Here is a 22198-nt window from a genome sequence, read left to right on the forward strand (position 1 = left end):
CGACTCGGATGGTCGTAGACAGTACAGCCCAACGTGACGGACCATCCGGTCGAACTCGCCGACACCGGTCTCCGTTGAAGCGGCCCGATAGCGTCGCTAAACCTTCGTACGGAGGGTACGCGAACTGGAACTTCTCCTCATTCAACTAAAAGGTTAAATAATACCGCAGCATATATTCAACTGGATGGTTGAACGAGACCCGAACGACATCGATCTTGACGCGATCTTCGGAGCCCTGGCTCACCCGACTCGGCGGGAACTTATCGAGCAATTAGCCAGCGGACCGGAACGCGTCGGCGACCTGGCCGAGCCACACGACATGTCCCTGGCAGCAGTCTCGAAGCACCTGCAGGTGCTCGAAGATGCGGATCTCATCGACGTCGAAACGGATGGACGCGTGCGCCGGTGTCATCTGGACGGTGCTCCGCTGAGCGACGCCTTCGGATGGCTCACCCGCTACCGCGTCTTCTGGGAGGATCGATTCGACGCACTCGAGGACCATCTGGAGGAAACAAGCCAATGACAGACGACACGGCGAACACCGAAGCAGTATCCGAATCGCGCGCCGAGCACCTGACGATCAGACGGACCTTCGACGCCCCACGGGAACGCGTTTGGCGGGCGTTCACCGATTCGGACGAACTCGAGCAGTGGTTCGTACCGGAGGGCATGACGGCGGAAGTCCGCTCCAACGAACTCGAGTCCGGCGGCGAGATGGCCATCCGCTGGACGGACGGGGAGACGCACATGAACAACGAGGGGTACTACGTCGACGTGGTCGAAGCCGAACGCCTCGTTTCGGCCGAGGAGACCGAGGCGGGCGAACTCCGTCTCACGTACGAGTTCCGCGACGTCGGCGGCGGCACCGAGGTCGTGATCACCCAGGAGTTCCCCGGTCCGGTTCCCGACGGTGCCGAAGCGGGCTGGACGGGCATGCTCGCTCAACTGGCGGAGGTACTCGAGGAGGGATCGAACCGATGACGGACGTTCCGACGTCTGAGACGCGAACGATGACCGCGAGTCGCGTGATCGAGGCGTCGCCCGAGCGGGTATACGACGCCTTCCTCGAACCGGACGAACTCGCAGCGTGGTTGCCGCCGACCGGTTTCACGGCCGAGGTCCACCACTTGGAACCGGAGGAAGGCGGCACGTACCGCATGACGTTCTACGGCGACGCCGAGGAGGTCGCGGACTTCGAGCAGTCGTTCGGCGGGACCTACGTGGAGCTCTCTCGAGGCGAACGGATCGTCTACACGGACGAGTTCGAGAGCGATGAGCCGGAGATGGCCGGCGAGATGACGGTCACCGTCACCTTCGAGTCGGTCGACGACGGGACCGAGGTCACCGTTCGTCAGGAAAACATCCCCGAGGCGATTCCGCCCTCGGATGCGAACGAGGGATGGAACGACTCCCTCGAGACCCTGGCCGATCTCGTGACGGCGGGATCCTCGCTCGAAACGACGGAGACGAGCCTGACCGTCCGGCGCACCGTCACCGCGTCGACCGAGGCCGTCTGGCGAGCGTTCACCGACCCCGACGAGGTTGGTCGGTGGTACGGATCGGGCCTCATGGACGTCGAGGTTCACACACTCGAGGCCGAACCTGGGGGTTCGTTCTCGATCACCATGCGTGACGACGAGGCCGACTACGACATCGAGTGCGAGTTCCTCGAGGTGATCGAGCGCGAGCGCCTCGTCCACACCTGGTACGTCGGCCGAGTCACGGTGGAATTCGACGAGGTCGGCCAGGGCACCGAGGTCGTGCTCACTCACGAGGGTCTTCCGGACCGAGAGACCACCGAGCAACACGCCGAAGGATGGACGTCGGCGATCGAAACGCTGGCGGCGACTGTGCGGAACGACGAGATCCGAGAACGATGACCAACGAGACTGAATTCGACCCGAGCGAGTACGACACGACGATCACGCGAACCTTTGACGCTCCCCGCGAGGCGGTGTGGGCGGCGTGGACCGACCCTAATCAGGTGGCCGAGTGGTGGGGTCCCCAGGGATTCACCGTCCCCGACTGCGAGGTGGACGCGCGCCCTGGCGGCGCGTTCAGTATCGACATGGAAGCGCCCGACGGAACCGTTTACCCCGACGAGGGGGTGTTCCACGAAGTCGTCGAACCCGAGCGGCTCGTGAGCACGAGCCGGGCGCTCGAGGACGAAGACGGCACCTACCAACTCGAGGTTCGAAACACCGTCACGTTCGAGGAAGATGGAGATCAGACGTCCCTCACGCTCGAGGCGGAAGTGATCTCGGCGACGCCGGCCGTCGAGGAGGCCCTCGGCGGAATGGAAATGGGCTGGAGCCAGAGCTTCGAAAAGCTCGAGGAATACCTCGACGAGTCGGGAGGCGCTCGCACATGACGGCGACGACCCCATCTCTCGAGCACCGCAGCGATCGTCCCTGCGTGAAGATCCCGATCGAGGCCACGCTCGCCGAGTGGGGGCAGGTTAACGCCCTCGTCGAAGAGCTCCTCGAGTGGCTCGACCGGCACGAGGAGCCGCTTGTCGGCGCTCCGTTCTACCGGTATCGGGTCCTCGGCGACGAGACGAGGCCGTTCGAGCTCGAGGTCGGCGTTCCGACCGAGGGGCGACTCGACGGCGACGAGCGGGTGCAGCCCGGAACGATCCCCGCCGGCACGTACGCGATCCTAGTACACGAGGGAGATCCCGACGATCTTCCCGGCCGACACGCGGCGCTCGAGGACTGGGCGGAGGCGAACGGACACGATATCGCCCGTCGAACGGACGGCGAGACAACCCGCTGGGAGGGACGATACGAGCATTTCCAAACCGATCCGACGGCGGAATCCGATCGGTCGAAGTGGACCACCGAAATCACCTACCTGCTTCGGGACGGCTTCCCCGAGGAACTGACCGCGCCTACGCGCCGCGCTCTCGCCGGGGCCGGCTACTCCCGCCTCGACCAGCTGGACGGGGCCGATCCGGACGAAATCGAGGCGTTGCACGGAATCGGCCCGTCGGTTCTCGAGACCCTACGGAACGGTCTCGAATCGGAAGGACTGGGGGTCGCAGACGGAGGAACTCGATCGTGAGTCCCGACTCCGCGAAGGCAGCGAACCTCACGGCGGCCGCGTTCGAAGCGGCCCTCGAACCGCTCCGAACGGACGAGCACCTGTCGGCGAACGAAGGCGACGAAGCGGCGAGCGGAGGTGGACCCTGAGATGGCCGAGGTCCGTGCCAGCATCTCGGTCTCGATCGACGGCTTCGTCGCCGGGCCGAACGACAGTCGCGAGAACCCCCTCGGCGACCGCGGCGAGCGCCTCCACGAGTGGATCTACGACCTCGCGAGCTGGCGGGAGGTCCACGGTCTCGAGGGCGGCGAGACGGGTCGAGCCGACGAGATATTCAGCGAGTCGATCGAGAACGTCGGCGCGGTGGTGATGGGTCGGCGGATGTTCGACAACGGCGAGGGACCGTGGCAAGACGACCCGTTCGAGGGTCACTGGGGCGAGGATCCACCCTTCGGCGTGCCGGTGTTCGTGCTCACGCACCACGAGCGAGAGCCCCTCGAACTGGGCGAAACGACGTTCACGTTCGTCACCGAAGGGATCGAGTCCGCGGTCGAACTGGGCAGGGAGGTTGCGGGCGACGCGGAGGTTTCGGTCGCCGGCGGTGCGAGCACGATCCAACAGTGCGTCGAGGCAGGTTTGCTCGACGAACTCGAACTCCACCTCGTGCCGGTGGTGCTCGGCGACGGCGTTCGGCTGTTCGGACGATCGGATCACGGCGGAATCGAACTCGAGCGAACGAGGGTGGTCGAGTCACCGGCCGTGACGCACCTGACCTATCGCGTTCTCTCACGAGCGGACGAACGAGAGAGACGATGACCAAACCCCATGTTACCAAACGGGAAGAATCGGCGACGGACACCGGCTCGAACGACGACGATCCGCGTTCCGCGATCGGCCTTGTTACTGATCCGGCGCTTGTACGCAGAAGCCGTTGTCCTCGGGATCGGTCATTACCGTCCAGGTTTCCGTGTGCGGGCCGATTTCCATCGTCTTCGTCTCCCCTTCCGTCGCCCCACGCTCGACGAGTCGTTCGACCGTCGCCTCCCGGTCGTCCGTCGTGAGGTCCAGGTGGATGGGGATCGATTCGGTCGGCGTCTTCGGCTTCTTCTGGAAGAGTAGCCGTGGTCCGTTGTCGTCGGGATCGACGATCGCAGCAGCACCGTTGGGATCACGACCTGCGTCCTCCCACGCTTGCTGGAACTCGGCCGGCCACTCCTCTCGTTCGTACTCGAGTGCGCTTGCCCAGAAGGTTGCCAGTCGGTCGGGGTCCGTACATGCGAACGTGACGTTACCGATGGATGTCATAGCTGTTGTCCCTCGATTACTCGACGGGATCTACAACCAAGACGGTTCGTCTTAGAGTGGAACTGAAGCGACCGCGCTCTCGGTTACTCGGAATCATGCTCCCAGTGGCTGGCTCGAAGTGCCATACGCGCGTTACTCGTAGGGGGGCCACGGGGTGCCTGTCGCGATTTCTCGCGGATCAGCAAAACGGATGGGTGGCCGCCCAACACACCCCACCGGGAGAGTATCGCATCTTTCGGTGAGGTCGCACTGCCGGTCTCCCGTATGGCGGTGTCATAGGACGATTTGCATCTCCTCTCCGCGACTCCCCGACGAACGGTACGTACAGAGGAGATAGTTATCGACGACCTCTCAATCGTGTCGAAACCAAGCGACGGCGGTTCCAATACTGTATCCAATTGTTCCGACGAAAAGAGCAAGCAAGAGGCCAGATCTAACGCCCCGATTGATTCCACCCATTAGCTCGTGGTAGGCTGATTCGTACCCGTATCCCAACGTCCGAGGGTACGTATATCGGGAGACCGTTTCCCAATCGCCGGTGAGATAGCCCACGAGCGGTGGAAAGGTATACCACCAGAAGGCGAAAAACCACAGTGAACCGATAGCCGGTATGAGGCCTGCCCTCACCCCTCCTGCGACGATCGCGATTCCGAACGCTACGACGACCCAGCTAAGCGAGAAGCCCACATCCAGTATTTCGAGCACAAAACCACCGGAGAAGAGCAACGAGAGAGCGATCACTGCCAGTAGGAAAAGCCCACCGCTCCGCCCTTCTCCGATGACGTGCGGTCGAACGCGATCGAGCCCGTTCATTGCAACTGATGTGACCGTTGTCACTGATAGTTGTTTTGGCGAGGTGAGGGTCGCTTCGTAATCGATCTATCGGATGGTTCAGCGGAGTCGGGATGAAAAACACCCCCTCGAGAATAGTTCTATGACGGCATCACCCGTCTCGGTCGGTAACACAGTCACACGATCCGGACGGGTTGTTTGGGACCGCAGACAGGAATTCATCGAAGCCGCCCCTCCACCGGTTTGTGGACGATACCGTGGATGAGATCATTGTGTTTGGTCGGGAGCGTGTGTTTGCTGCGTTCGATACAGGACGAGCATCGAACGCGAAGGACAGTGATGTATTATAAACTATCTGCTGATATCGGAAAAGTATCAGCGTACAGTGGCTATTTTTTCGAACCCGGATCAGTCAGCAGTTCCCGAACCAAATCGAGTAACTCGACCTATCGAAAGGAGACCACACGGACGGAGAGTACGTAACGCTCTCAATTGATGGCCGGAACACGCCCATCGTCATCGCAGTCGAACCGGTTCGCCGAAAGTCTACATGGGGGGTGATGATAGCGAACCGTAGCTAAATTAGTAATTATCGACTTCTTACGTCTCAGGTAACCTAATATGTCGGATTTCATAGAATGGTGGTCGATTGGAAGTTTGATTGCCTGATCAGGAACTAACACTTCTCTCGAGCCCGCTACTTTTCAGTTAGGCCAGTTTGAGAAACAAGCAGGTCGTAGAATTTGTTTGAGACAAGACTCACAGACCTGCTTACCGAGTCTTGTGCGGCGTATCGGTTAGTCTCGTACCGCTCGAGGACTCCAGTACGGTAGGTCGCACAGCATGAACGCCACTCGTCGACGGACGAATCATCGACGGCTCGGTCACGGGTTCGCGGCGGTAACCGGGTCGATCAACGGGCTGACGGTGACCGCGTGATCGCCGATGACCGACGGGAGTTCCTCGAGAGGCTGATCGGCTACGGCGAGGCGATAACCGATACGACGCTGGTCCCGCTCGAGAAGACGCTAAACCGCGATCGTTCGACCGCTTCAGCCTTCTCTCAGTAGAGACGCTCGGTCGCGATCTCGCTCCCCTCGACGAGCGCCTCGAGTTTCGCCCACGCGATTTCGGGATCGACCATGCCGATCCCGGCCTGGGTGTCGAAGCCGCAGTCGGGCGCGGCGACGATCGGCGTCGAATCGTCGACGACGTCGGCGACCCGCTCGAGGCGGTCCGCGATCGTCTCTGGATGGTCGATGATGTTCGTTTTCACGTCGACGACCCCCGGCATCAGCGTCCACCCGTCCGGCAGCGGCTGTTCGGCGAACGCGCGGTACTCGTGCTGGTGGCGCGGGTTGGCCTGTTCGACGTGCAGTCCAGTGATATCAGCTTCGTAAATCTCCGGCAGGAGATCGACGAGATTTGCATCGAGGTGGTGGGGGCCCTCGTAACTCCCCCAGCATGTGTGAAGCCGGACCTGTTCGGCGGGGACGTTCTCGAGAGCCCTGTTGAGCGCCTTAACGTGGAGGTTCGTGGCGTTTTTCATGTCCTCGATGGGTCCGTCCGCAAAGGCCGACGTCTGGCCGACGGTGAGGAGTTCAGGGGCGTCGATCTGGATGGTCATCCCGGTTTCGGCGACCAGTTCGTACTCGTCTGCCATCGCGTCCGCGACGTCGAAGAGGTACTCTTTGTAGGAGTCGTAGTAGTCGTTGACGTGCGTGGTCGTAACGATGCTCGGCGACGCTGAGGTCATGAACGTCTCCTCGTATTCGGCGTCGACGGTTGCAAGGGCCTCGCGGAACTCCTCGCATTCGGCGTCGGCCTCCTCCTGGCCGGTGTACTCGATCTCGTCGTCGACGACGGGCTGCATCGAGAGATCGATAACGTCCGTCTTGAACGTTTCATCGGCGTACTCCGGGAACTCTTCGAGGTCCGCCCAGATTTCTTGTTCGCGCTTGCCGTCGATACCGCTGAGTCGGTCCGCCACGTACCAGTTGAACGAGACCCGGGACTGCTCGCCGTTGTTGACGATGTCGAGTCCGATGTCGGCTTGGCGTTTGAGGACGGTTCGTGTGGCGTCGGTGACGGTCGCCTCCCACTCGTCTTCGTCGACGTCCTCGCCGTCCTGGCGCGCTTTGAGAAGCTCGAGCAGCTCTGGCGGACGGGGGAGACTTCCGACGTGCGTCGTGCGGATTCGGTCTTCGGTAGTTGTCATTGAGTACTCGGGGAATCGTTGCGTCGGATAGTATAACCCACGATGTCCTCCCGTCCGCTGGAGTGTACCGTTTTGAAACCGTTCGATGACACTAAGCCACTCATCGATAAGTAATATGATAATACTCAAAACACATCGATAGAGGTGTGTCCCTTCACCAGTGTTGCAACTATCTAGTTCGACAATGGTGCTCACATCATTGTGCTTTCCCGGACTGCTTCAGTTATCTTATCGTACCCTCCCATTCCACTCAGTTAAACGTATCGAGTCTGTTGATATCCGCTCGAATCTTTTCGTGAGCGGTTTCCAACTGCTGTGTTTCTGCACTCGAGAGGGACCACTCTACGGTTCGTTTCACTCCGTGTTCGTTCAATTCCACCGGGATACTCAGGCACCCGTCTTCCAATCCGTACTCCCCGTCGATCGGAACGGAGAGACACAAACGATCTTGGAGAGTCTCGTCGAACATGTTTCTAAGTACGCGACTCAATCCCGCGCTGGTTACCCATCGCGATGAATCTTCTATTCCGCGGCCCTCTGCAATTTTGAACGGAATCTCGAGCACCCGTTCCGTGATCTCCGTTCGTTGTTCCGTCGATAGGCTTACGCGTTCCCCGTTCACCGTCGCTTTCGAAAAGATGGGGACGACGTTATCGCCGTGTTCGCCCATCGTCGGACAGGACACGGCGGATGGATGGACATCGTACAGCGAAGCTATCGTCTCCGCTGCTCTTGCCGTTTCGGCTAACGAAAACCCGAGAAACCTCTCGCGGTCCCATTCCAATTGATCCCACAGCCTGTACGTGATTCTATCGATCGGGTTCGTAACGACGATCACGGGCAACGGGCCGATCGATCGCAGCTGTGTGGCGATGTCATCGATAATCGGAACGTTTCCCGCTAGCTCTTTTCTCCGGATCCCCCCTTTCTCGGCTTCTTTTGGATCGATATCCAGCGGCGCTCGAGCGGTGATCACTACTACGTCTGGCTCTATCGTCTCGATTTCGTCCGTTCCGATACTCTCGATTGTTCCGAGAGAGGACGGATCATCCCTCGGCGAATCGGAGAAATGATACTGGCTATGCGTAATATCTGTCGTGTGACCCCACGCGGCGGCTTCCGCTTTTTCGACGATCGTGACGTCCGCGTTTGGATTGTGTGCCGTGACTGTGTACGCGAACGTCGATCCGATCGTACTCGCCCCGCCGATGATTGCGATATGCATTGCTATGGAAAATCCGTGCGGTACCAATAAACATACTGATAGCACGGTTACAGAATCCGTTCTCAGTTTTAGCATCACCCGTGACTCGGCGTTCCGTGTTGTTCAAACGGCGTTGCGTAGTGATCTGCGGGCCAAGTACTGGTTTCTCTCGTTTCCGCTATATTCGGATGGCGATCTACCGAAGGTTCTCCGCCAAACTATTACAAATGTATGGATGTAATATACTGGCAATCTCGAATAAACATCTTGAATTAGGGCGCGGATTTTATTATGTGTGGGTTTATGATTCGCATGATCCGAGTAAATCGGATTCGCGGTGTTCCGATCGGACGGGATACTCTTCGATCAATAGTTTGAGTAACGCAACTCTCGAAACCAATTCTCGAGGAGGAATGTACGAAGGCGTCTACTATCTGCGGTATCGACCCAAAAATCAAAGCGCGAGTGGTGGACGGTTTGCAACGGTCTGCGTCTTCGATCTCGGTGTCTCACCGACCGAAGCGCCTCACTCACCGTTCGTCGGCACTCGTATCGTTTACTCTTCGTCCGACACTACCTGGAACCGTCGACCGTCAGGGTCGCGGAAGTTCGTAATAGTGCGCCCGGTCTCTTCAACATCGTACGGACCGACAATCGAGTCGATGTCTTCGTCCTCGAGTTGCTCAGATACCTCGTCGATGTCGTCAACCCCGAAGGCGATGTGGTTGATTCCTGGAACCTCTTCCCCTTCGACGGTGTGAATCTCGAAGAGCGGGCCGTCCCCGGACGCGGGTTCGAGCTCGAAGGACTCGCCGTGGTGTTCCGTCGTTCGAAGTTCTTCGTATCCGAGCTTTTTCAAAAACTCGGCCATTTCGTTAGCGTTGCTTGCCTCTATCTCGATATGGTCGATTTCTCCAATCACATGTGACCGGAAATTCCCTAGTCACGTATTACTTTCGGTAGCGGCAACGTATACTAGTGACTATCCTTTTTCCAAGTTATCATCCATCCCTCCTGCTGGGTGCTGATTCCGCATACTAGTACAGTTCGATCAAAAGGGCGATAGGAAACGCTGTCTTTTGCGCCTACGGAGAATCACCTTGAGGCTCGCGTCGAAATTCATCGAAGACGCTCGGTCGAAGTAGTGATAATTGATGCAGTTGCCAATATCACTCACCGAAGAGTGTATAGCACTCTGTACACGATGTACTAGGACGCATGGCTATAGAGGAGTTTAAACTTCCTGACGTCGGCGAAGGTGTCGCCGAAGGTAAGCTCGTTACGTGGTTCGTCGAACCCGGTGACCACGTCGAGAAGGATCAACCGATTGCTGAAGTTGAGACGGATAAGGCGTTGGTAGAGATTCCGTCTTCGTACGAAGGCGTCGTTGCCGAACTTCGTGCGAAAGAGGATGAGACGGTACCGGTCGGCGACGTCCTCGTCACGTTCGAAGTCGATGACGGAACCGTCACTGAGGGGACCTCATCCGACGACACGGCTTCGGGTAACTCGAGCGCTTCGACAGAACAGTCGTCCGCCGACTCCGACTCGACGGGCGATTCGGCCAAACCGGCGAGCGGGACGAGCGGCGGAACCGACGTTCCCGTCCAAGACGAACGCGTATTTGCCCCGCCGAGCGTTCGAAGTCTCGCTCGAGAACAGGGTGTGGATCTTTCCGCGGTACGGAGTCGAATGGACGGTTCGGCCGATCGAATCTCCGAGTCCGACGTACGCACGTTCGTAAACTCGAACGAAACGACGGGTGATAGATCGACGGCGGGTAGCAAAGCGACGACGAGCGCTGAAGCCGAAGATCGGTTCGAGACGAACGAATCGGGACCCGGTGAGCACGACTCGGCGCCAGCCGAACGCGTTGAAAGCACGGACCGACATCGGACGCTCGCGATGCCGGCGACCCGACAACTCGCTCGCGAGAAAGACGTTGCCATAGATCAGGTTCCGGCGAGCGAACGGCGGGAAGGAGAACCGTTCGTCACGCCCGAAGATGTCGACGCGTACGTAGAGCGCGATCGAACGGCGTCCAGCCGGCAAGAATCACGAGTCGTTGAACCCGACCAAGATCGGCCGGGTGATCGGATTCCGTACACTGGAGTACGGCGGACGATCGGAGAAAAGATGTCGACCTCGAAGTACACGGCACCCCATGTCAGCCATCAGGACGAGGTCGACGTATCGGAACTGGTCGAGATGCGAAGTCGGCTCAAAGAAGTGGCCTCGGATCGCGACGCGTCGCTTACGTACCTGCCGTTCGCGATCAAGGCGTCGGTGGCGGCGTTGAAAGAAGTCCCGGCGTTGAACGCGGAGTTGGACGAGGAGAACGAAGAAATCATCCTCCACGACGAGTACAACATCGGGATCGCCGTGGCGAACGACGCCGGACTCATGGTCCCCGTGATCGACGATGCGGATCAAAAAAGCTTGATCGAGTTAGCTCGAGAGATCGACGACAAGGCCGAACGCGCTCGAACCCGTTCGATCGCACCCGATGAAATGCAGGGCGGGACGTTCACGATCACGAACGTCGGAGCGATCGGCGGCGAATACGTCTCCCCGATCATCAATTATCCCGAGGCGGGGATTCTTGCGATGGGATCGTTGAAAGAACGACCGTGGGTCGACGACGGCGAACTCGTGGTTCGCGAGACGCTCCCCATCTCGATGTCGGTCGATCACCGAATCGTCGACGGCGCGGAGGCGGCACAGTTTACGAACGAGGTCAAGCGATACCTGAACAATCCTGAACTGCTGTTACTCGAATAATGGTGATGGGAGATGTGCGGACGGCGACGGATGTACTGGTAATCGGCGGCGGACCCGGCGGCTACGTGGCGGCGATTCGGGCCGCCCAACACGGCCTCGACGCGACGCTGGTCGAAAAGGACGCCTACGGCGGGACCTGTCTGAACTACGGCTGTATTCCCTCGAAAGCGATGATAACCGCGACGGACGTCGCACACGAGGCGGCGACCGCCGAAGAGATGGGCGTTCACGCCGACCCGTCGATCGACATGCGAGCGCTCGTCGAGTGGAAGGACGACGTCGTGGATCAACTGACCGGCGGCGTCGAAAAGCTCTGTAAGGCAAACGGCGTCTCGCTGATCGAGGGAACGGCGACGTTCATCGACGAAGACGCCGTTCGGGTCGCCCACGGCGGCGAGGGCCAAGGAAGTGAATCGATCCAGTTCGAACACGCCATCATCGCCACCGGTAGCCGAGCGATGTCGATTCCCGGCTTCGACTTCGCCGACGACCCCGTCTGGTCCTCGCGCGAAGCGCTTGAGGCCGAGGAAATTCCAGATGAGCTGGTCGTCGTGGGCGCTGGCTACATCGGGATGGAGCTCTCGACGGTCTTCGCGAAAGCCGGCGCGGACGTAACCGTCGTGGAAATGCTCGAGGACGCACTCCCGACCTACGAAGACGACATCGCACGCGTCGTCAGAGAGCGAGCCGAAGCCCTCGGCATCGACTTCCACTTCGGCCTCGGTGCGAGCGAGTGGCGCGAAAGCGACGAGGGAATCGAAGTCGTCGCCGAGGACGAAGACGGCGAACAGTCGGTCTTCGACGCCGACCGCGTGCTCGTCGCGGTCGGTCGCGAACCCGTCACCGCGGAACTCGACCTCGACGCGCTCGGGCTCGAGACGACCGATCGCGGATTCGTCGAAACCGACGAGCGAACGCGAACCGATCTCGAGCACGTCCTCGCGGTGGGTGACGTGGCGGGGGAACCGATGCTGGCCCACAAGGCTAGCGCCGAAGGGCTTGTCGCCGCCGGTGTCGCCGCGGGAGAACCCGCAGCGCTCGATCACCAGGCGGTCCCCGCGGCCGTCTTTACCGACCCGGAGATCGGTACGGTCGGGATGACCGAAGCCGAGGCCGACGATTCGGGGTTCGACCCCGTCGTCGGGACGATGCCGCTTCAAGCCAGCGGCCGAGCGCTGTCGATGGGCGAATCCGACGGGTTCGTTCGGGTCGTTGCCGATTCAAATACCGGGTTCGTACTCGGTGGCCAGATCGTCGCGCCGGAGGCGTCGGAACTCGTCGCCGAACTCGGTCTCGCGATCGAAATGGGCGCGAAACTCGAGGATATTACGGGAGCCGTCCATGCCCATCCGACACTGTCGGAGGCCATCATGGAAGCGTCCGAGAACGCTCGTGATCGGGCCATTCATACGTTGAATCGGTAACCCTCGAGACGAAATTCTGATTCGCGCTGCTCGGCGAACCGGGTGGACCGCATCGAATCGTCCGAAAACGAGCCGTATCGCAAGAAAACGCGGGTACGGGCCGTCAGTGACTCATCGTTTCTTCGATCGCTTCTTCGATACGCGGCGGGTGCGGAATGTAGAAATCTTCCATCGACAGAAGTGGGACGGGAATATCGAACCCGGTGACGCGGTTTATCGGTGCCTCGAGGTACATGAGCGCGTCGTCGTTGATCGCGCCGATGACTTCGCCGCCGAAACCGCCGGTCTTGGCCGCTTCGTGGACGACGACGCAACGGCCCGTCTTTCGAACGGATTCGAGAACGGTCTCTCTGTCGAAGGGAGAGATCGTTCGGAGGTCGATGATCTCGGCGTCGACTCCCTCGAGGTTGTCGACGGCCTCTATCGTGTTGTGCATCATCGATCCCCAAGAGACGACGGTGACGTCGGTTCCTTCTCGACGCACCGCCGCTTTCCCGAGCGGTTCGGTGTACGTTTCCTCGGGAACGTCTTCTCGGAGCGAGCGATAGACGTGTTTGGGTTCCATGAACAACACCGGATCGGGATCGCGGATGGCGCTGATGAGCATCCCCTTCGCGTCGTGTGGGGTCGACGGGATCGCCAGTTTCAGGCCGGGGATGTGTCCGTACGCCCCTTCGAGGCTCTCGGAGTGGTGCTCGAGCGCACGAACGCCGGCTCCGTAGGGCGTTCGGACGACCATCGGTGCGGTGAGTTCGCCGCGCGTCCGCCACCGGATTCGACTGGCGTTCGTGACCAACTGGTCGAACGCGGGCGGCAGAAAGCCCGAAAACTGGATCTCGGCGACCGGGCGGTATCCGTGAGTCGACAGCCCGATGGCGGCTCCGGCGATGGCGATTTCCGAGAGCGGCGCGTCGAGCACTCGGTCGGACCCGAACTCCTCTACCAATCCTTCGGTGGCTCGGAAGACACCGCCGGATTCGGCGACGTCCTGCCCGAAGACGACCGTCTTGTCGTCGTTTTCCATCTCTTTGTGCAATGCGTCGTTGACCGCTTCGATAATTGTCGCGTTCATGATGATACCTCTTATCCTTTCGGACGGCGTTCGATATGGTCGTATACGTCGGGCCGTTCGTCGAGAAACTCTTCTAGTTCTGCTAATTGCCGCTCGAGTTCGGGCGGCATTTCTTCGTAGAGATACTCGAATATCTCTTCGACGTCGCGCTCTTCGAACTCGTCTGCGGCCTCGACGGCCTCGTCGAACTCCGTCCCGAACTCCTCGCGAATCTCCGCTTCGTCGACCGCGTCCCACCGACCGGTTTCCTCGAGGAACGAGCGGTACCGCTCGAGCGGGTCACGGTCTTTCCATTTCTCGACCTCGTCGTCGCTTCGGTAACGGGTCGGGTCGTCGCTCGTGGTGTGGGCTCCTCGTCTGTACGTGACCGCTTCGACCAGGACCGGTTCGCCCTCGAGGGCGCGCTCTCGGGCGGTTGAGACCGCATTGTAAACGGCGAGAACGTCGTTGCCATCGACTCGGATGCTGTCGATTCCGTACGCGAGCGCCTTCTGTGCGACCGTTTCCGCGTTCGTCTGCTCGTCGAACGACAGCGAAATAGCGTACTGATTGTTCAGACAGAAGAACACCGCAGGAACGCCGAGAACGCCGGCTAAGTTCATCCCTTCGTGAAACGCACCGGTCGACGTCGCACCGTCGCCGAGGTTCGTGAACGTCACGGCGTCCTCGTCCCCGAGTTGCATCCCCCACGCCTTTCCGGTTGCGAACGGGACGTGCGCACCGACTGAGATAGACATCGGAACAATATTTGCACCTCTCATTCTCGACGCATCTTCGATACCGCGCCAATACATAAGGAGGTCTCGCAGAGGAAGTCCGTGCATCAACAACGCAGCTGCCTCGCGACCGTACGGGAAGATCCAGTCGTCCAGGGAAAGGGCGGATCCACTCCCGACGATGCTCGCTTCTTGGCCTCGCCCGGAAGCGATCGTTCCGAGACGACCGCGGCGCTGAAGTTTCGTTGCGCGGTTATCGTACACGCGCTGTACGAGCATCCATCGATAGAGATCGCGAAATTCGTCGTCGCTGAGATCAGGTACCCGGTCAGCATCGAACGATCCGTCGGGATCTATCACGGAGTACGTTTCAATCTCCACGTCTCCTTGCGAAATCGGGTCGACGCCGACATCACCCGTTATGGAAGAGATGGACTGTGGGCTGTTATCCATTGTACGACTCTAGATCTCCTAACTACCGATAAACAGTTTTATCTACAGGTAATATTTTCCACGACGTTCTAGGCTTGGTCGGGTCGAGCTCTCGAATCATTGATGAACTAATATATGCGTGGCGTGTTACCGTAACACTTTTACCAATTCTGTATGTTTACGAATGTATGCTACCTAGTAGCAGAAGGCAATTCCTTAAAACTGGTACAGCCGCAACAGCCGTCGGTCTCACAGGGCTGGCAGGGTGCGTGGGATCGGATGAGGGGGCGCTTCAATTCAACTTCGTCGTTCCGATCGAAAATTTGGGCTCCCTACTCGATATTCCCGAGCTCCAAGACGAATTAGAGCACGTCGGCGAAGACTACGAGTTCGAGATTCATCAGGACGCGAGTACGCCTGATACGGTAAACGCGCTCGCATCCGGAGAAGCCGATCTCGGATTACTAACCATGGAGAGCTTCCCCAACGCAGTTGCCGCCGACGCCGTTCCCGGAGGAATCTCAACGATCGCTATCGATATGTGGGACGCTCATCCGGACTACTTCGCGGTGAACGTCTGTTCGCTGCCGGACTCGGACATCACCGAACCCGAGGATCTGGAGGGTGGAACGGTCGCGGTTAACGCGGTCGGGACCGGCGTCCACGCAGTTTACGTCAAAATGTTCGACGAACTCGGGATCGACCACGAGGAAGATATCGAATTCATCGAGCAGGGGTTCCCGACGTTTATTCCGGGGCTCGAAGACGAAATCTTCGATGCGGCGATTTTCCCCGGGCTGTATTCCGTGGACGCGCGAAACGAGGGACTCACTGAAATATTTACGACCCGAGACGCGTTCCAGGAGGAACTTCAGCCGTACCCGTACACCTTCACGACTGCGACTAATGATGCGATCGATGAAAAGGAAGATGAGCTCCAAGCGTGGATGGACGACTTCCAAGACGTTATCGATTATATCGAAAACAACCGCGACGAGGTCGTCTCGCTGGCCGCCGATCACTTCGAAATTCCCGAAGAGCAGGTCGACCAGTTCTTCCTCACGGAAAACGACTACTACCGCGACTTCGAGATCGACTTCGACGCCCTTCAGGGGATCGTCGACGAAATGTACGATCTCGGGCTTACCGAGGAACAGGTCGATATGGAAGACCACGCGACGAACGAATTCGTTTCGTAAGATAATCGATTTACTGTGGTCGTATCGCATGAGAACAGTTAAATAGCATTTCGCCGCATTCCTAGTCAAAAATGGTTGAAGGACACGTCACAATCTCGAATTTGGAAAAAGTATACGAATCGGGGGCTGAACGAACGAAGGCGATCGAGGACCTCTCGTTAGAGGTACCGAGCGGCGAGTTTCTGAGCGTCGTCGGTCCCAGCGGATGCGGAAAAAGCACACTTTTGTATCTCGTTGCTGGATTTCTCGAGGTGTCGTCGGGATCGATGGCCGTCGACGACCAGTCGATCGACGGGCCGGGGACCGATCGAGGCGTCGTCTTCCAAGACTACGCGCTCTTTCCGTGGCGCACCGTCATGGGTAACGTCACGTACGGCCTCGAACAGAGCGGCGTCGCCAAGGAGGAACGTCGCTCGAGAGCACAGCGGTTCATCGATATGATGGACCTCGACGGATTCGAGGATAAGTACCCGAAGGAGCTCTCGGGTGGAATGAAACAGCGCGTCGCACTCGCGCGGACGCTCGCGTACGATCCGAAGATCCTCCTCATGGACGAACCGTTCGGTGCCCTCGACCAACCGCTTCGCGAACTGCTCCAGGATCACCTTCTCGATATCTGGCGCGATCTCGAGAAGACGGTCATCTTCATCACCCACGACGTGGAGGAAGCAGTCTATCTCTCGGAGCGCGTGATGATCATGACTCGCCATCCTGGAACGAAAAAGACGTCCGTCGAAATCGACGTCGACCGAACGCAAGACCGAGAGGACATCATCATGTCCGACGAGTACACCGACGTGAAAAACCAGGTCTGGCAGTCGCTTCGTGAAGAAACCCAACCGGAGAAACAACTGTAACACATGTCCTATGCCAACCTTCGATTAGCTGATGTCGAAGAAACGGTTCCCGAGTCGATCCAGCGGCCCGTTCGATTTCTCCTCGAGTGGATCCCGTTGCTCATCGCCGTGGGGTTCTGGGAATTCGCTAGCGGCGTGTTCGTTCCCAGTGTGGTCCTCCCGCCACCGTCCGAAGTCGCGTCCGTTACGTGGGAGTTGCTCGTTTCCGGTGACGTGCTTCCACACTTGCAGGTGTCGTTGTACCGCGTCGCGGTCGGGCTCGCACTTAGCATCTCGATAGGCGTATTACTGGGGGTCGGTATGGCTCGTTCGGATCCCGTCGAGGACTTCTTCGAAGTCTTCCTCGCGTTGATCTATCCCATTCCCAAAGCGGCGCTCGTTCCGCTCGCGATCCTCTGGTTAGGCGTCGGGACGGAAACGGCGATCCTGATCGTCTTCCTGGCCTGCTTGCTCCCGATCGTCTTGAACAGTTATAACTCCGCTCGAGACGTCGATCAGAACCTTATCTGGTCGGCCCAAATGATGGGGATGCCGTCCTGGAAGATCCCGCTCAAAGTGGTTATTCCGGCGACGATTCCGAGTATCCTCACCGGGATTCGACAGGCGATACCGATCGCGTTCATCGCGCTCGTGAGCGCGGAACTCATCGCCTCGAACGAAGGCGTCGGATTCGAAATTCTGCGCTACAGCGAGGTCGGTGCCTACACGCACATGTTCGCCGTCCTCGTGATTATTTCGGCGGCCGCGTTCTTCGCGGTGCGTGGCTACGAGTGGGTAGAACGGAAGGTGGTCCGATGGACGTAAGCAACAAACTCGAATTCGATCGAAGCGATGCCATAAACGCCGGAAAGTCGGTTTATTCGCTCGTCATCGTGCTCGTGCTCTGGGAGATCGTGACCCAACTCGGCATGGTTCACTACTACTTCCTCCCGCCGCTTTCGGATATCCTCGTCCGGTTCGTCGAGATGACCGTCGACGGGACGCTCATCTATCACGGCTATCTGACGGTTCGACGGGCCCTCGTCGGTCTCGTGATCGCCTGTACGCTCGGGATCGTCGTCGGTGTGTTGAGCGCTCGCAATCGAATTGCGAGCTGGTTCTTCGATCCCATTATCGAGGTCGGCTACCCCGTCCCCGTGATCGCTCTCGTTCCCGTTTTCCTGTTCTGGTTCGGGACCGGAGACCTCTCGAAAATCGTGCTCGTCGCAATCGGTTGTTTCTGGCCGGTCGCGATCAACGTTCGTAACGCGACTCGAGACGTCGACGAGAACCTCATCTGGTCGGCACGAATGATGGGAACCTCGGATCGACAACTTCTCAGGAAAGTGATCGTACCGGCTTCGGCTCCGGGAATCATCTCGGGAATCCAGATCGCATTACCGATTTCGCTCATCATTACGTTCGTCTTCGAAATGGTCGCGGGCGGCGGCGGACTGGGCCACATCGAGATTCAGGGCGTTCGAACGTTCGATTCGGTGCAGGTATACGCGACGTTGATCGCGATCATGATTCTCGGATTTGCTCTCGACAGGGGCCTCCGTCAGGTACGCTTTAGAATCCTTAATTGGACGTAGCGGGAACACCCCTCTTTCTCATAGGGATTATCGTAGGAATTCATAGATTTCTTGTTCGAGAATCGAAACACAGTGTCAACCCTTACGAGGCGAAACATCCGGCTGGCTACGATAATCCCTATCAGTCCGAGTAGATTTCTACGTGACCGTTCGTACGGGAAGATGTTTCGTCGGACGGCTACTCAGCGGAACGTCCCGGAGTGGGAACGATTACAGCGTCGGTTCCGGCAACTCGACTGCGATATCTTCCTGCAGGCTCGTCGCTTTCACCGTATTGTAGAGAAGCATCGAAATCGTCATCGGCCCGACGCCACCGGGAACTGGCGTAATCGCGCCTGCTTTCTCTTTTGCACTCTCGAACTCGACGTCTCCGACCAGTTCGTATCCCTTCTCGGTATCCGCATCGACGCGGTTGACGCCGACGTCGATGACGACTGTTCCGTCCGAGATCATCGAACCGTCGATGAGCTTCGGAACGCCGGTCGCTGCGACGACGATATCCGCGTTACGAGTTTTCTCGGCAAGGTTGCTAGTACGCGAATGGCAGACGGTGACGGTCGCATTACCGCCCGGACCTTTTTGTGTTAACAAGTTTGCCAGCGGTTTACCCACGATATTCGAACGACCGACGATGGCGACGTCTTTTCCTTCCGGATCGACATCTATCGCCGACAGTAGTTTCTGGACGCCGTGGGGTGTGCACGGAACGAACCGCGGATTACCAGAGACGAGTCGTCCGACGCTTTCCGGGTGAAATCCGTCTACATCCTTCATCGGATCTACCCGTTGAAGGACCGCCTGCTTGTCGATGTGGTCGGGAACCGGCATTTGGACGAGGATGCCGTTCACGTCGGGATCCGAATTTAGATTGTCGATATGTTTGAATAACTCTTCCTGCGATGAATCCGCGTCGATTTCGATGTGAATGCCGTTTATGCCGACTTCCTCACACGCCCGCTGTTTCATCGAGACGTACGTCTCGCTGGCGTCGTCGTCGCTCATGAGGACCGTCGCGAGGCTCGGAGTGACGTCCGAGTCCGAGAGCGTGGTTATGCTCTCCGTCAGTTCGTTCTTGATCTGGTCTCCGATCTCGTTGCCGTCGATAATTTGGGTCATGTTGTGGCGAACACCTTTCGTTTTCGTTTCCGTGTCTGAATACGAGTCGATTCAGGCTGGTCCGTCACGTGATCCGGAATATCGACCGCCCTTGTCTACTCGGTGGGTATCAAATCGTCATCACCCTAAAAAATGATTTCGATGTATGCAACGTGAGATGGTGCTCACGCGAGTAACCGTCCGGCGTACAGCGTCGTTCTCACTCGACAGCCGCGATCGAACTGCAAAAGTTCTCGACCATCCGCTCTCCCGTCTCGGTGAGGATGCTTTCCGGGTGAAATTGAATCCCAAAATGGGGTTTTTCCGCGTGTCGGACGCCCATAAGCACGTCTCGCTCGTCGTCCGTTCGTGCTGTCGGGACGATACAATCGGGAAGTTCGCTATCTGCGGCCGCCAGCGAGTGGTACCGGCCGGCCGTAATCGGATTCGGAAGACCGGCAAACAGTCCCTCGCCGTCGTGTACGACGGTCGATGATTTTCCGTGGACTACCTCGGGTGCGTGGCCGACGGGTACACCGTTGGCCGCACAGAGCGCCTGATGGCCGAGACACACGCCCAACGTCGGATACTCGGTTTCAACGAAGATATCCATCGAGACGCCGGCATCGTACGGTGTTCCGGGTCCCGGTGACACGACGATTCCGTCCGGATCCAGTTCGCGAACCCCGACGATGTCGATTTCGTCGTTGCGCCGGACCACGACCGGCGACGAACTGTGTTTTTCGATTTCGCGCGTTTCCGGGACGGCATCACCGACGTACTGTACCAGGTTGTAGACGAACGAGTCGTAATTGTCGATAATCAGAATCATTTGACATCCTCCAGCGTACCGGTCGGTGTTTCGACGTCGAAAGACCCGCTGTCGTCGAGTGCCGTGTCGATAGCGGTGATCAGTGCGGCAGCTTTGTCGAGCGTCTCGTAGTATTCGCTATCCGGCTCGGAGTCGTGGACGATACCCGCTCCCACCCGGAGGTGGTACTCGTCTTCGTACCGGACGAGCGTTCGGATGATGATGTTCAACGTCGCGCGGTCGTCGAAGCCGAGGACGGCGATACTGCCAGTATATGGCCCGCGACGCGTGCGTTCGACTTCGTCGATAATTTCCATCGTTCGCGGTTTGGGTGCGCCAGTGATCGTCCCGCCGGGAAAGACCGCGCCGATGGCGTCCGCGATCGACGTCCCCGAACGCCGTCTCCCTTCGATTAGTGAGACGAGATGCATCACCTCGGAATACCGGTCGATACGGCGGTATTCGGTAACGTCGACGGTTCCGTACTCGCAGACTTTTCCGAGGTCGTTCCGCTCGAGGTCGACCATCATCGCGTGTTCCGCGCGCTCTTTTTCGTCCGCGCGTAACTCCGTCTCGAGTGCTTCGTCTTTCTCCCGACTCTCTCCGCGCGGTCGAGTCCCGGCGATCGGCTCCGTCGCCACCCGATCGTCTCTCACCTCGAGCAGAAGCTCCGGGCTCGCACTCACCAGATCGACGCCCGGGTATTCGAGCAGTCCGGAGTAGGGGGCCGGGTTAACGGCCCGGAGCGCCGAAAACGCTTCGACCGGATGGACGTTCGCCGGTGCCGTGAGTCGGTGAGAGACGTTTGCTTGGAACGTGTCTCCGTTGCGGACGTACTCTTTGACCGTTCTCACTCGCTCGGCGAACCCCTGCGAGCCGCAATCGCTTTCGAAGCTGGCCGATCCCGTGACCGACGTCGGCATCGGTACCTCGGACGAACCCGTCGTCGCGTCTTTTGCTAGGGCGACCGCTTTTTCACGTCCGCGCTCGTACGCCGCCTTCGGATCGTCTTTCACGACCGGACAGGCGGTAACGTGGAGTGTAACCTCCCCGTCGCACGGCTGACGCCAGGCGGCGACGCAGTCGAATACACCGAGCTGGAGGTGGGGAAGTGCTCGCTCGTTTCTCGTCGTCGTCGGCAGATCCTCGAGTTCGCGGGCGACATCGTACGAGAGCCAACCGAAGGCACCGCAAGGGTACGGCACGGTACAGTGACCACGGACCAACAGTTCGCGATCGAGGAGTTCGTCGATAGCCGCCAACGACGGACTCGCGTCGCTGTCCTCGCGGGAGACGTCGCCCGCGTCGACCCGAACGCGTTCGGTCGGTTCGGTGCCGAAGTATCCCCAGCCGTCCTGGCCGCCGGAGGTCTCGAGATAGAACCCGCCGGCTCCGTTTCGAGCGTTTCGGTACGCGTCGAACGTGTCCGAAACGACAACCTGCACTTCGACCGGGATTCTGGCGTTCGAGGGCGCGCTTTCGGCGACGTTCGCGAACGTCTCGAACTCCGTTTTGATCTCTGGATCAGCCATAGTTGGGTACTTCTATTCGTGGCGAGTGCTCCGATGAGCGTGCCTCGCATCTATCGCTGCGTACGTCGGTGACCAAGATAAATGGTTCCCCGGAATTGGATTCGCTGTTCAGAGAGATACCCTATTGATGACACGATTACTATG

At 59.0% G+C, this 22198-nt stretch carries 24 protein-coding genes; 14 read left to right on the forward strand and 10 right to left on the reverse strand.

The features are described from left to right. The first annotated feature begins 184 nt into the window (after positions 1-184). From ACZ5C7_RS03015 to ACZ5C7_RS03045, 7 genes are read left to right on the forward strand one after another with little or no spacing between them, the layout of a single operon-like run. Entirely contained in the window at positions 185-523 is a 339-nt protein-coding gene (locus ACZ5C7_RS03015) for an ArsR/SmtB family transcription factor (RefSeq protein ID WP_464375123.1), read from the forward strand. Beyond that, on the forward strand, positions 520-981 hold the full coding sequence (locus ACZ5C7_RS03020) for an SRPBCC family protein (protein WP_464375124.1): 462 nt from the start codon (positions 520-522) through the stop codon (positions 979-981). The genes ACZ5C7_RS03015 and ACZ5C7_RS03020 overlap by 4 nt, the downstream gene beginning before the upstream one ends. Then, a complete protein-coding gene (locus ACZ5C7_RS03025; RefSeq protein WP_464375125.1) occupies positions 978-1880 on the forward strand; it encodes an SRPBCC domain-containing protein in 903 nt (300 codons plus the stop codon). The genes ACZ5C7_RS03020 and ACZ5C7_RS03025 overlap by 4 nt, the downstream gene beginning before the upstream one ends. Then, a complete protein-coding gene (locus ACZ5C7_RS03030; RefSeq protein ID WP_464375126.1) occupies positions 1877-2371 on the forward strand; it encodes an SRPBCC family protein in 495 nt (164 codons plus the stop codon). The genes ACZ5C7_RS03025 and ACZ5C7_RS03030 overlap by 4 nt, the downstream gene beginning before the upstream one ends. Beyond that, positions 2368-3063, forward strand: a complete 696-nt coding sequence (locus ACZ5C7_RS03035; RefSeq protein WP_464375127.1) for a GyrI-like domain-containing protein — start codon at positions 2368-2370, stop codon at positions 3061-3063. The genes ACZ5C7_RS03030 and ACZ5C7_RS03035 overlap by 4 nt, the downstream gene beginning before the upstream one ends. Continuing rightward, positions 3060-3191, forward strand: coding sequence for a hypothetical protein (locus tag ACZ5C7_RS03040; RefSeq protein WP_464375128.1), 132 nt, complete (start codon positions 3060-3062; stop codon positions 3189-3191). The genes ACZ5C7_RS03035 and ACZ5C7_RS03040 overlap by 4 nt, the downstream gene beginning before the upstream one ends. Position 3192: 1 nt before the next feature. After that, a complete protein-coding gene (locus ACZ5C7_RS03045) occupies positions 3193-3858 on the forward strand; it encodes a dihydrofolate reductase family protein (protein WP_464375129.1) in 666 nt (221 codons plus the stop codon). 84 nt (positions 3859-3942) lie between these two features. On the opposite strand, the gene ACZ5C7_RS03050 is transcribed toward ACZ5C7_RS03045, so the two are convergent. Continuing rightward, a complete protein-coding gene (locus ACZ5C7_RS03050) occupies positions 3943-4347 on the reverse strand; it encodes a VOC family protein (RefSeq protein ID WP_464375130.1) in 405 nt (134 codons plus the stop codon). Between the two features lie 351 nt (positions 4348-4698). After that, entirely contained in the window at positions 4699-5160 is a 462-nt protein-coding gene (locus ACZ5C7_RS03055) for a hypothetical protein (RefSeq protein ID WP_464375131.1), read from the reverse strand. A 914-nt stretch (positions 5161-6074) separates the two neighbouring features. Between ACZ5C7_RS03055 and ACZ5C7_RS03060 the strand changes: the two genes are divergently transcribed. Further along, positions 6075-6209: a hypothetical protein gene (locus ACZ5C7_RS03060; RefSeq protein WP_464375132.1), complete on the forward strand. Its 135-nt coding sequence runs from the start codon at positions 6075-6077 to the stop codon at positions 6207-6209. On the opposite strand, the gene ACZ5C7_RS03065 is transcribed toward ACZ5C7_RS03060, so the two are convergent. The 3 genes from ACZ5C7_RS03065 to ACZ5C7_RS03075 form a co-directional block, all read right to left on the reverse strand. Beyond that, positions 6203-7357 (reverse strand): methionine synthase, encoded by a 1155-nt coding sequence (locus ACZ5C7_RS03065; RefSeq protein WP_464375133.1) that lies wholly within the window; start codon positions 7355-7357, stop codon positions 6203-6205. The two genes, ACZ5C7_RS03060 and ACZ5C7_RS03065, sit on opposite strands and share 7 nt — an antisense overlap. 250 nt (positions 7358-7607) lie before the next feature. Next, positions 7608-8582: a malate dehydrogenase gene (locus ACZ5C7_RS03070; protein ID WP_464375134.1), complete on the reverse strand. Its 975-nt coding sequence runs from the start codon at positions 8580-8582 to the stop codon at positions 7608-7610. A 535-nt stretch (positions 8583-9117) separates the two neighbouring features. Beyond that, a complete protein-coding gene (locus ACZ5C7_RS03075) occupies positions 9118-9483 on the reverse strand; it encodes a VOC family protein (protein ID WP_464375135.1) in 366 nt (121 codons plus the stop codon). Between the two features lie 296 nt (positions 9484-9779). Between ACZ5C7_RS03075 and ACZ5C7_RS03080 the strand changes: the two genes are divergently transcribed. Then, positions 9780-11342 (forward strand): dihydrolipoamide acetyltransferase family protein, encoded by a 1563-nt coding sequence (locus ACZ5C7_RS03080; protein WP_464375136.1) that lies wholly within the window; start codon positions 9780-9782, stop codon positions 11340-11342. Continuing rightward, positions 11342-12766: a dihydrolipoyl dehydrogenase gene (gene lpdA / locus ACZ5C7_RS03085; protein ID WP_464375137.1), complete on the forward strand. Its 1425-nt coding sequence runs from the start codon at positions 11342-11344 to the stop codon at positions 12764-12766. The genes ACZ5C7_RS03080 and lpdA overlap by 1 nt, the downstream gene beginning before the upstream one ends. A 103-nt stretch (positions 12767-12869) precedes the next feature. On the opposite strand, the gene ACZ5C7_RS03090 is transcribed toward lpdA, so the two are convergent. Together ACZ5C7_RS03090 and ACZ5C7_RS03095 are read right to left on the reverse strand one after the other, a co-directional pair. Then, positions 12870-13838 (reverse strand): alpha-ketoacid dehydrogenase subunit beta, encoded by a 969-nt coding sequence (locus tag ACZ5C7_RS03090; protein WP_464375138.1) that lies wholly within the window; start codon positions 13836-13838, stop codon positions 12870-12872. Between the two features lie 11 nt (positions 13839-13849). After that, entirely contained in the window at positions 13850-15007 is a 1158-nt protein-coding gene (locus tag ACZ5C7_RS03095; protein WP_464375139.1) for a thiamine pyrophosphate-dependent dehydrogenase E1 component subunit alpha, read from the reverse strand. Between the two features lie 167 nt (positions 15008-15174). On the opposite strand from ACZ5C7_RS03095, the gene ACZ5C7_RS03100 reads away from it, so the two are divergent. The 4 genes from ACZ5C7_RS03100 (at position 15175) to ACZ5C7_RS03115 (ending at position 18616) form a co-directional block, all read left to right on the forward strand. After that, the gene (locus ACZ5C7_RS03100; protein WP_464375140.1) at positions 15175-16185 is read left to right on the forward strand and encodes an ABC transporter substrate-binding protein; all 1011 of its coding nucleotides are present in this window, start codon (positions 15175-15177) and stop codon (positions 16183-16185) included. Positions 16186-16256: 71 nt separating this feature from the next. After that, complete coding sequence (locus tag ACZ5C7_RS03105) at positions 16257-17042, forward strand: ABC transporter ATP-binding protein (protein ID WP_464375141.1); 786 nt, start codon at positions 16257-16259, stop codon at positions 17040-17042. A 3-nt stretch (positions 17043-17045) separates the two neighbouring features. Then, positions 17046-17846 carry an ABC transporter permease gene (locus ACZ5C7_RS03110; protein ID WP_464375142.1) on the forward strand — a complete coding sequence of 267 codons (801 nt, stop codon included), beginning with the start codon at positions 17046-17048 and terminating at the stop codon, positions 17844-17846. Then, a complete protein-coding gene (locus ACZ5C7_RS03115) occupies positions 17837-18616 on the forward strand; it encodes an ABC transporter permease (RefSeq protein WP_464375143.1) in 780 nt (259 codons plus the stop codon). Before ACZ5C7_RS03110 ends, ACZ5C7_RS03115 begins: the two co-directional genes overlap by 10 nt. 210 nt (positions 18617-18826) lie before the next feature. On the opposite strand, the gene ACZ5C7_RS03120 is transcribed toward ACZ5C7_RS03115, so the two are convergent. The 3 genes from ACZ5C7_RS03120 to ACZ5C7_RS03130 all read right to left on the reverse strand — a co-directional run bounded on the left by ACZ5C7_RS03120 (position 18827) and on the right by ACZ5C7_RS03130 (position 22054). After that, positions 18827-19732 carry a bifunctional methylenetetrahydrofolate dehydrogenase/methenyltetrahydrofolate cyclohydrolase gene (locus ACZ5C7_RS03120; RefSeq protein WP_464375144.1) on the reverse strand — a complete coding sequence of 302 codons (906 nt, stop codon included), beginning with the start codon at positions 19730-19732 and terminating at the stop codon, positions 18827-18829. 199 nt (positions 19733-19931) lie between these two features. Then, on the reverse strand, positions 19932-20543 hold the full coding sequence (locus ACZ5C7_RS03125; protein ID WP_464375145.1) for an anthranilate synthase component II: 612 nt from the start codon (positions 20541-20543) through the stop codon (positions 19932-19934). Then, a complete protein-coding gene (locus ACZ5C7_RS03130; RefSeq protein WP_464375146.1) occupies positions 20540-22054 on the reverse strand; it encodes an anthranilate synthase component I family protein in 1515 nt (504 codons plus the stop codon). Before ACZ5C7_RS03130 ends, ACZ5C7_RS03125 begins: the two co-directional genes overlap by 4 nt. Positions 22055-22198 lie beyond the last annotated feature (144 nt).

Source organism: Halostagnicola alkaliphila (assembly GCF_055379965.1).

What these genes read in the sequence shown, in the direction of transcription:
- ACZ5C7_RS03015 (WP_464375123.1), top strand. Translation starts at nt 185, where the DNA reads ATGGTTGAACGAGACCCGAACGACATCGATCTTGACGCGATCTTCGGA.
- ACZ5C7_RS03020 (WP_464375124.1), top strand. Translation starts at nt 520, where the DNA reads ATGACAGACGACACGGCGAACACCGAAGCAGTATCCGAATCGCGCGCC.
- ACZ5C7_RS03025 (WP_464375125.1), top strand. Translation starts at nt 978, where the DNA reads ATGACGGACGTTCCGACGTCTGAGACGCGAACGATGACCGCGAGTCGC.
- ACZ5C7_RS03030 (WP_464375126.1), top strand. Translation starts at nt 1,877, where the DNA reads ATGACCAACGAGACTGAATTCGACCCGAGCGAGTACGACACGACGATC.
- ACZ5C7_RS03035 (WP_464375127.1), top strand. Translation starts at nt 2,368, where the DNA reads ATGACGGCGACGACCCCATCTCTCGAGCACCGCAGCGATCGTCCCTGC.
- ACZ5C7_RS03045 (WP_464375129.1), top strand. Translation starts at nt 3,193, where the DNA reads ATGGCCGAGGTCCGTGCCAGCATCTCGGTCTCGATCGACGGCTTCGTC.
- ACZ5C7_RS03050 (WP_464375130.1), bottom strand. Translation starts at nt 4,347, where the DNA reads ATGACATCCATCGGTAACGTCACGTTCGCATGTACGGACCCCGACCGA.
- ACZ5C7_RS03055 (WP_464375131.1), bottom strand. Translation starts at nt 5,160, where the DNA reads ATGAACGGGCTCGATCGCGTTCGACCGCACGTCATCGGAGAAGGGCGG.
- ACZ5C7_RS03065 (WP_464375133.1), bottom strand. Translation starts at nt 7,357, where the DNA reads ATGACAACTACCGAAGACCGAATCCGCACGACGCACGTCGGAAGTCTC.
- ACZ5C7_RS03070 (WP_464375134.1), bottom strand. Translation starts at nt 8,582, where the DNA reads ATGCATATCGCAATCATCGGCGGGGCGAGTACGATCGGATCGACGTTC.
- ACZ5C7_RS03080 (WP_464375136.1), top strand. Translation starts at nt 9,780, where the DNA reads ATGGCTATAGAGGAGTTTAAACTTCCTGACGTCGGCGAAGGTGTCGCC.
- lpdA (WP_464375137.1), top strand. Translation starts at nt 11,342, where the DNA reads ATGGTGATGGGAGATGTGCGGACGGCGACGGATGTACTGGTAATCGGC.
- ACZ5C7_RS03090 (WP_464375138.1), bottom strand. Translation starts at nt 13,838, where the DNA reads ATGAACGCGACAATTATCGAAGCGGTCAACGACGCATTGCACAAAGAG.
- ACZ5C7_RS03095 (WP_464375139.1), bottom strand. Translation starts at nt 15,007, where the DNA reads ATGGATAACAGCCCACAGTCCATCTCTTCCATAACGGGTGATGTCGGC.
- ACZ5C7_RS03100 (WP_464375140.1), top strand. Translation starts at nt 15,175, where the DNA reads ATGCTACCTAGTAGCAGAAGGCAATTCCTTAAAACTGGTACAGCCGCA.
- ACZ5C7_RS03105 (WP_464375141.1), top strand. Translation starts at nt 16,257, where the DNA reads ATGGTTGAAGGACACGTCACAATCTCGAATTTGGAAAAAGTATACGAA.
- ACZ5C7_RS03110 (WP_464375142.1), top strand. Translation starts at nt 17,046, where the DNA reads ATGTCCTATGCCAACCTTCGATTAGCTGATGTCGAAGAAACGGTTCCC.
- ACZ5C7_RS03115 (WP_464375143.1), top strand. Translation starts at nt 17,837, where the DNA reads ATGGACGTAAGCAACAAACTCGAATTCGATCGAAGCGATGCCATAAAC.
- ACZ5C7_RS03120 (WP_464375144.1), bottom strand. Translation starts at nt 19,732, where the DNA reads ATGACCCAAATTATCGACGGCAACGAGATCGGAGACCAGATCAAGAAC.
- ACZ5C7_RS03125 (WP_464375145.1), bottom strand. Translation starts at nt 20,543, where the DNA reads ATGATTCTGATTATCGACAATTACGACTCGTTCGTCTACAACCTGGTA.
- ACZ5C7_RS03130 (WP_464375146.1), bottom strand. Translation starts at nt 22,054, where the DNA reads ATGGCTGATCCAGAGATCAAAACGGAGTTCGAGACGTTCGCGAACGTC.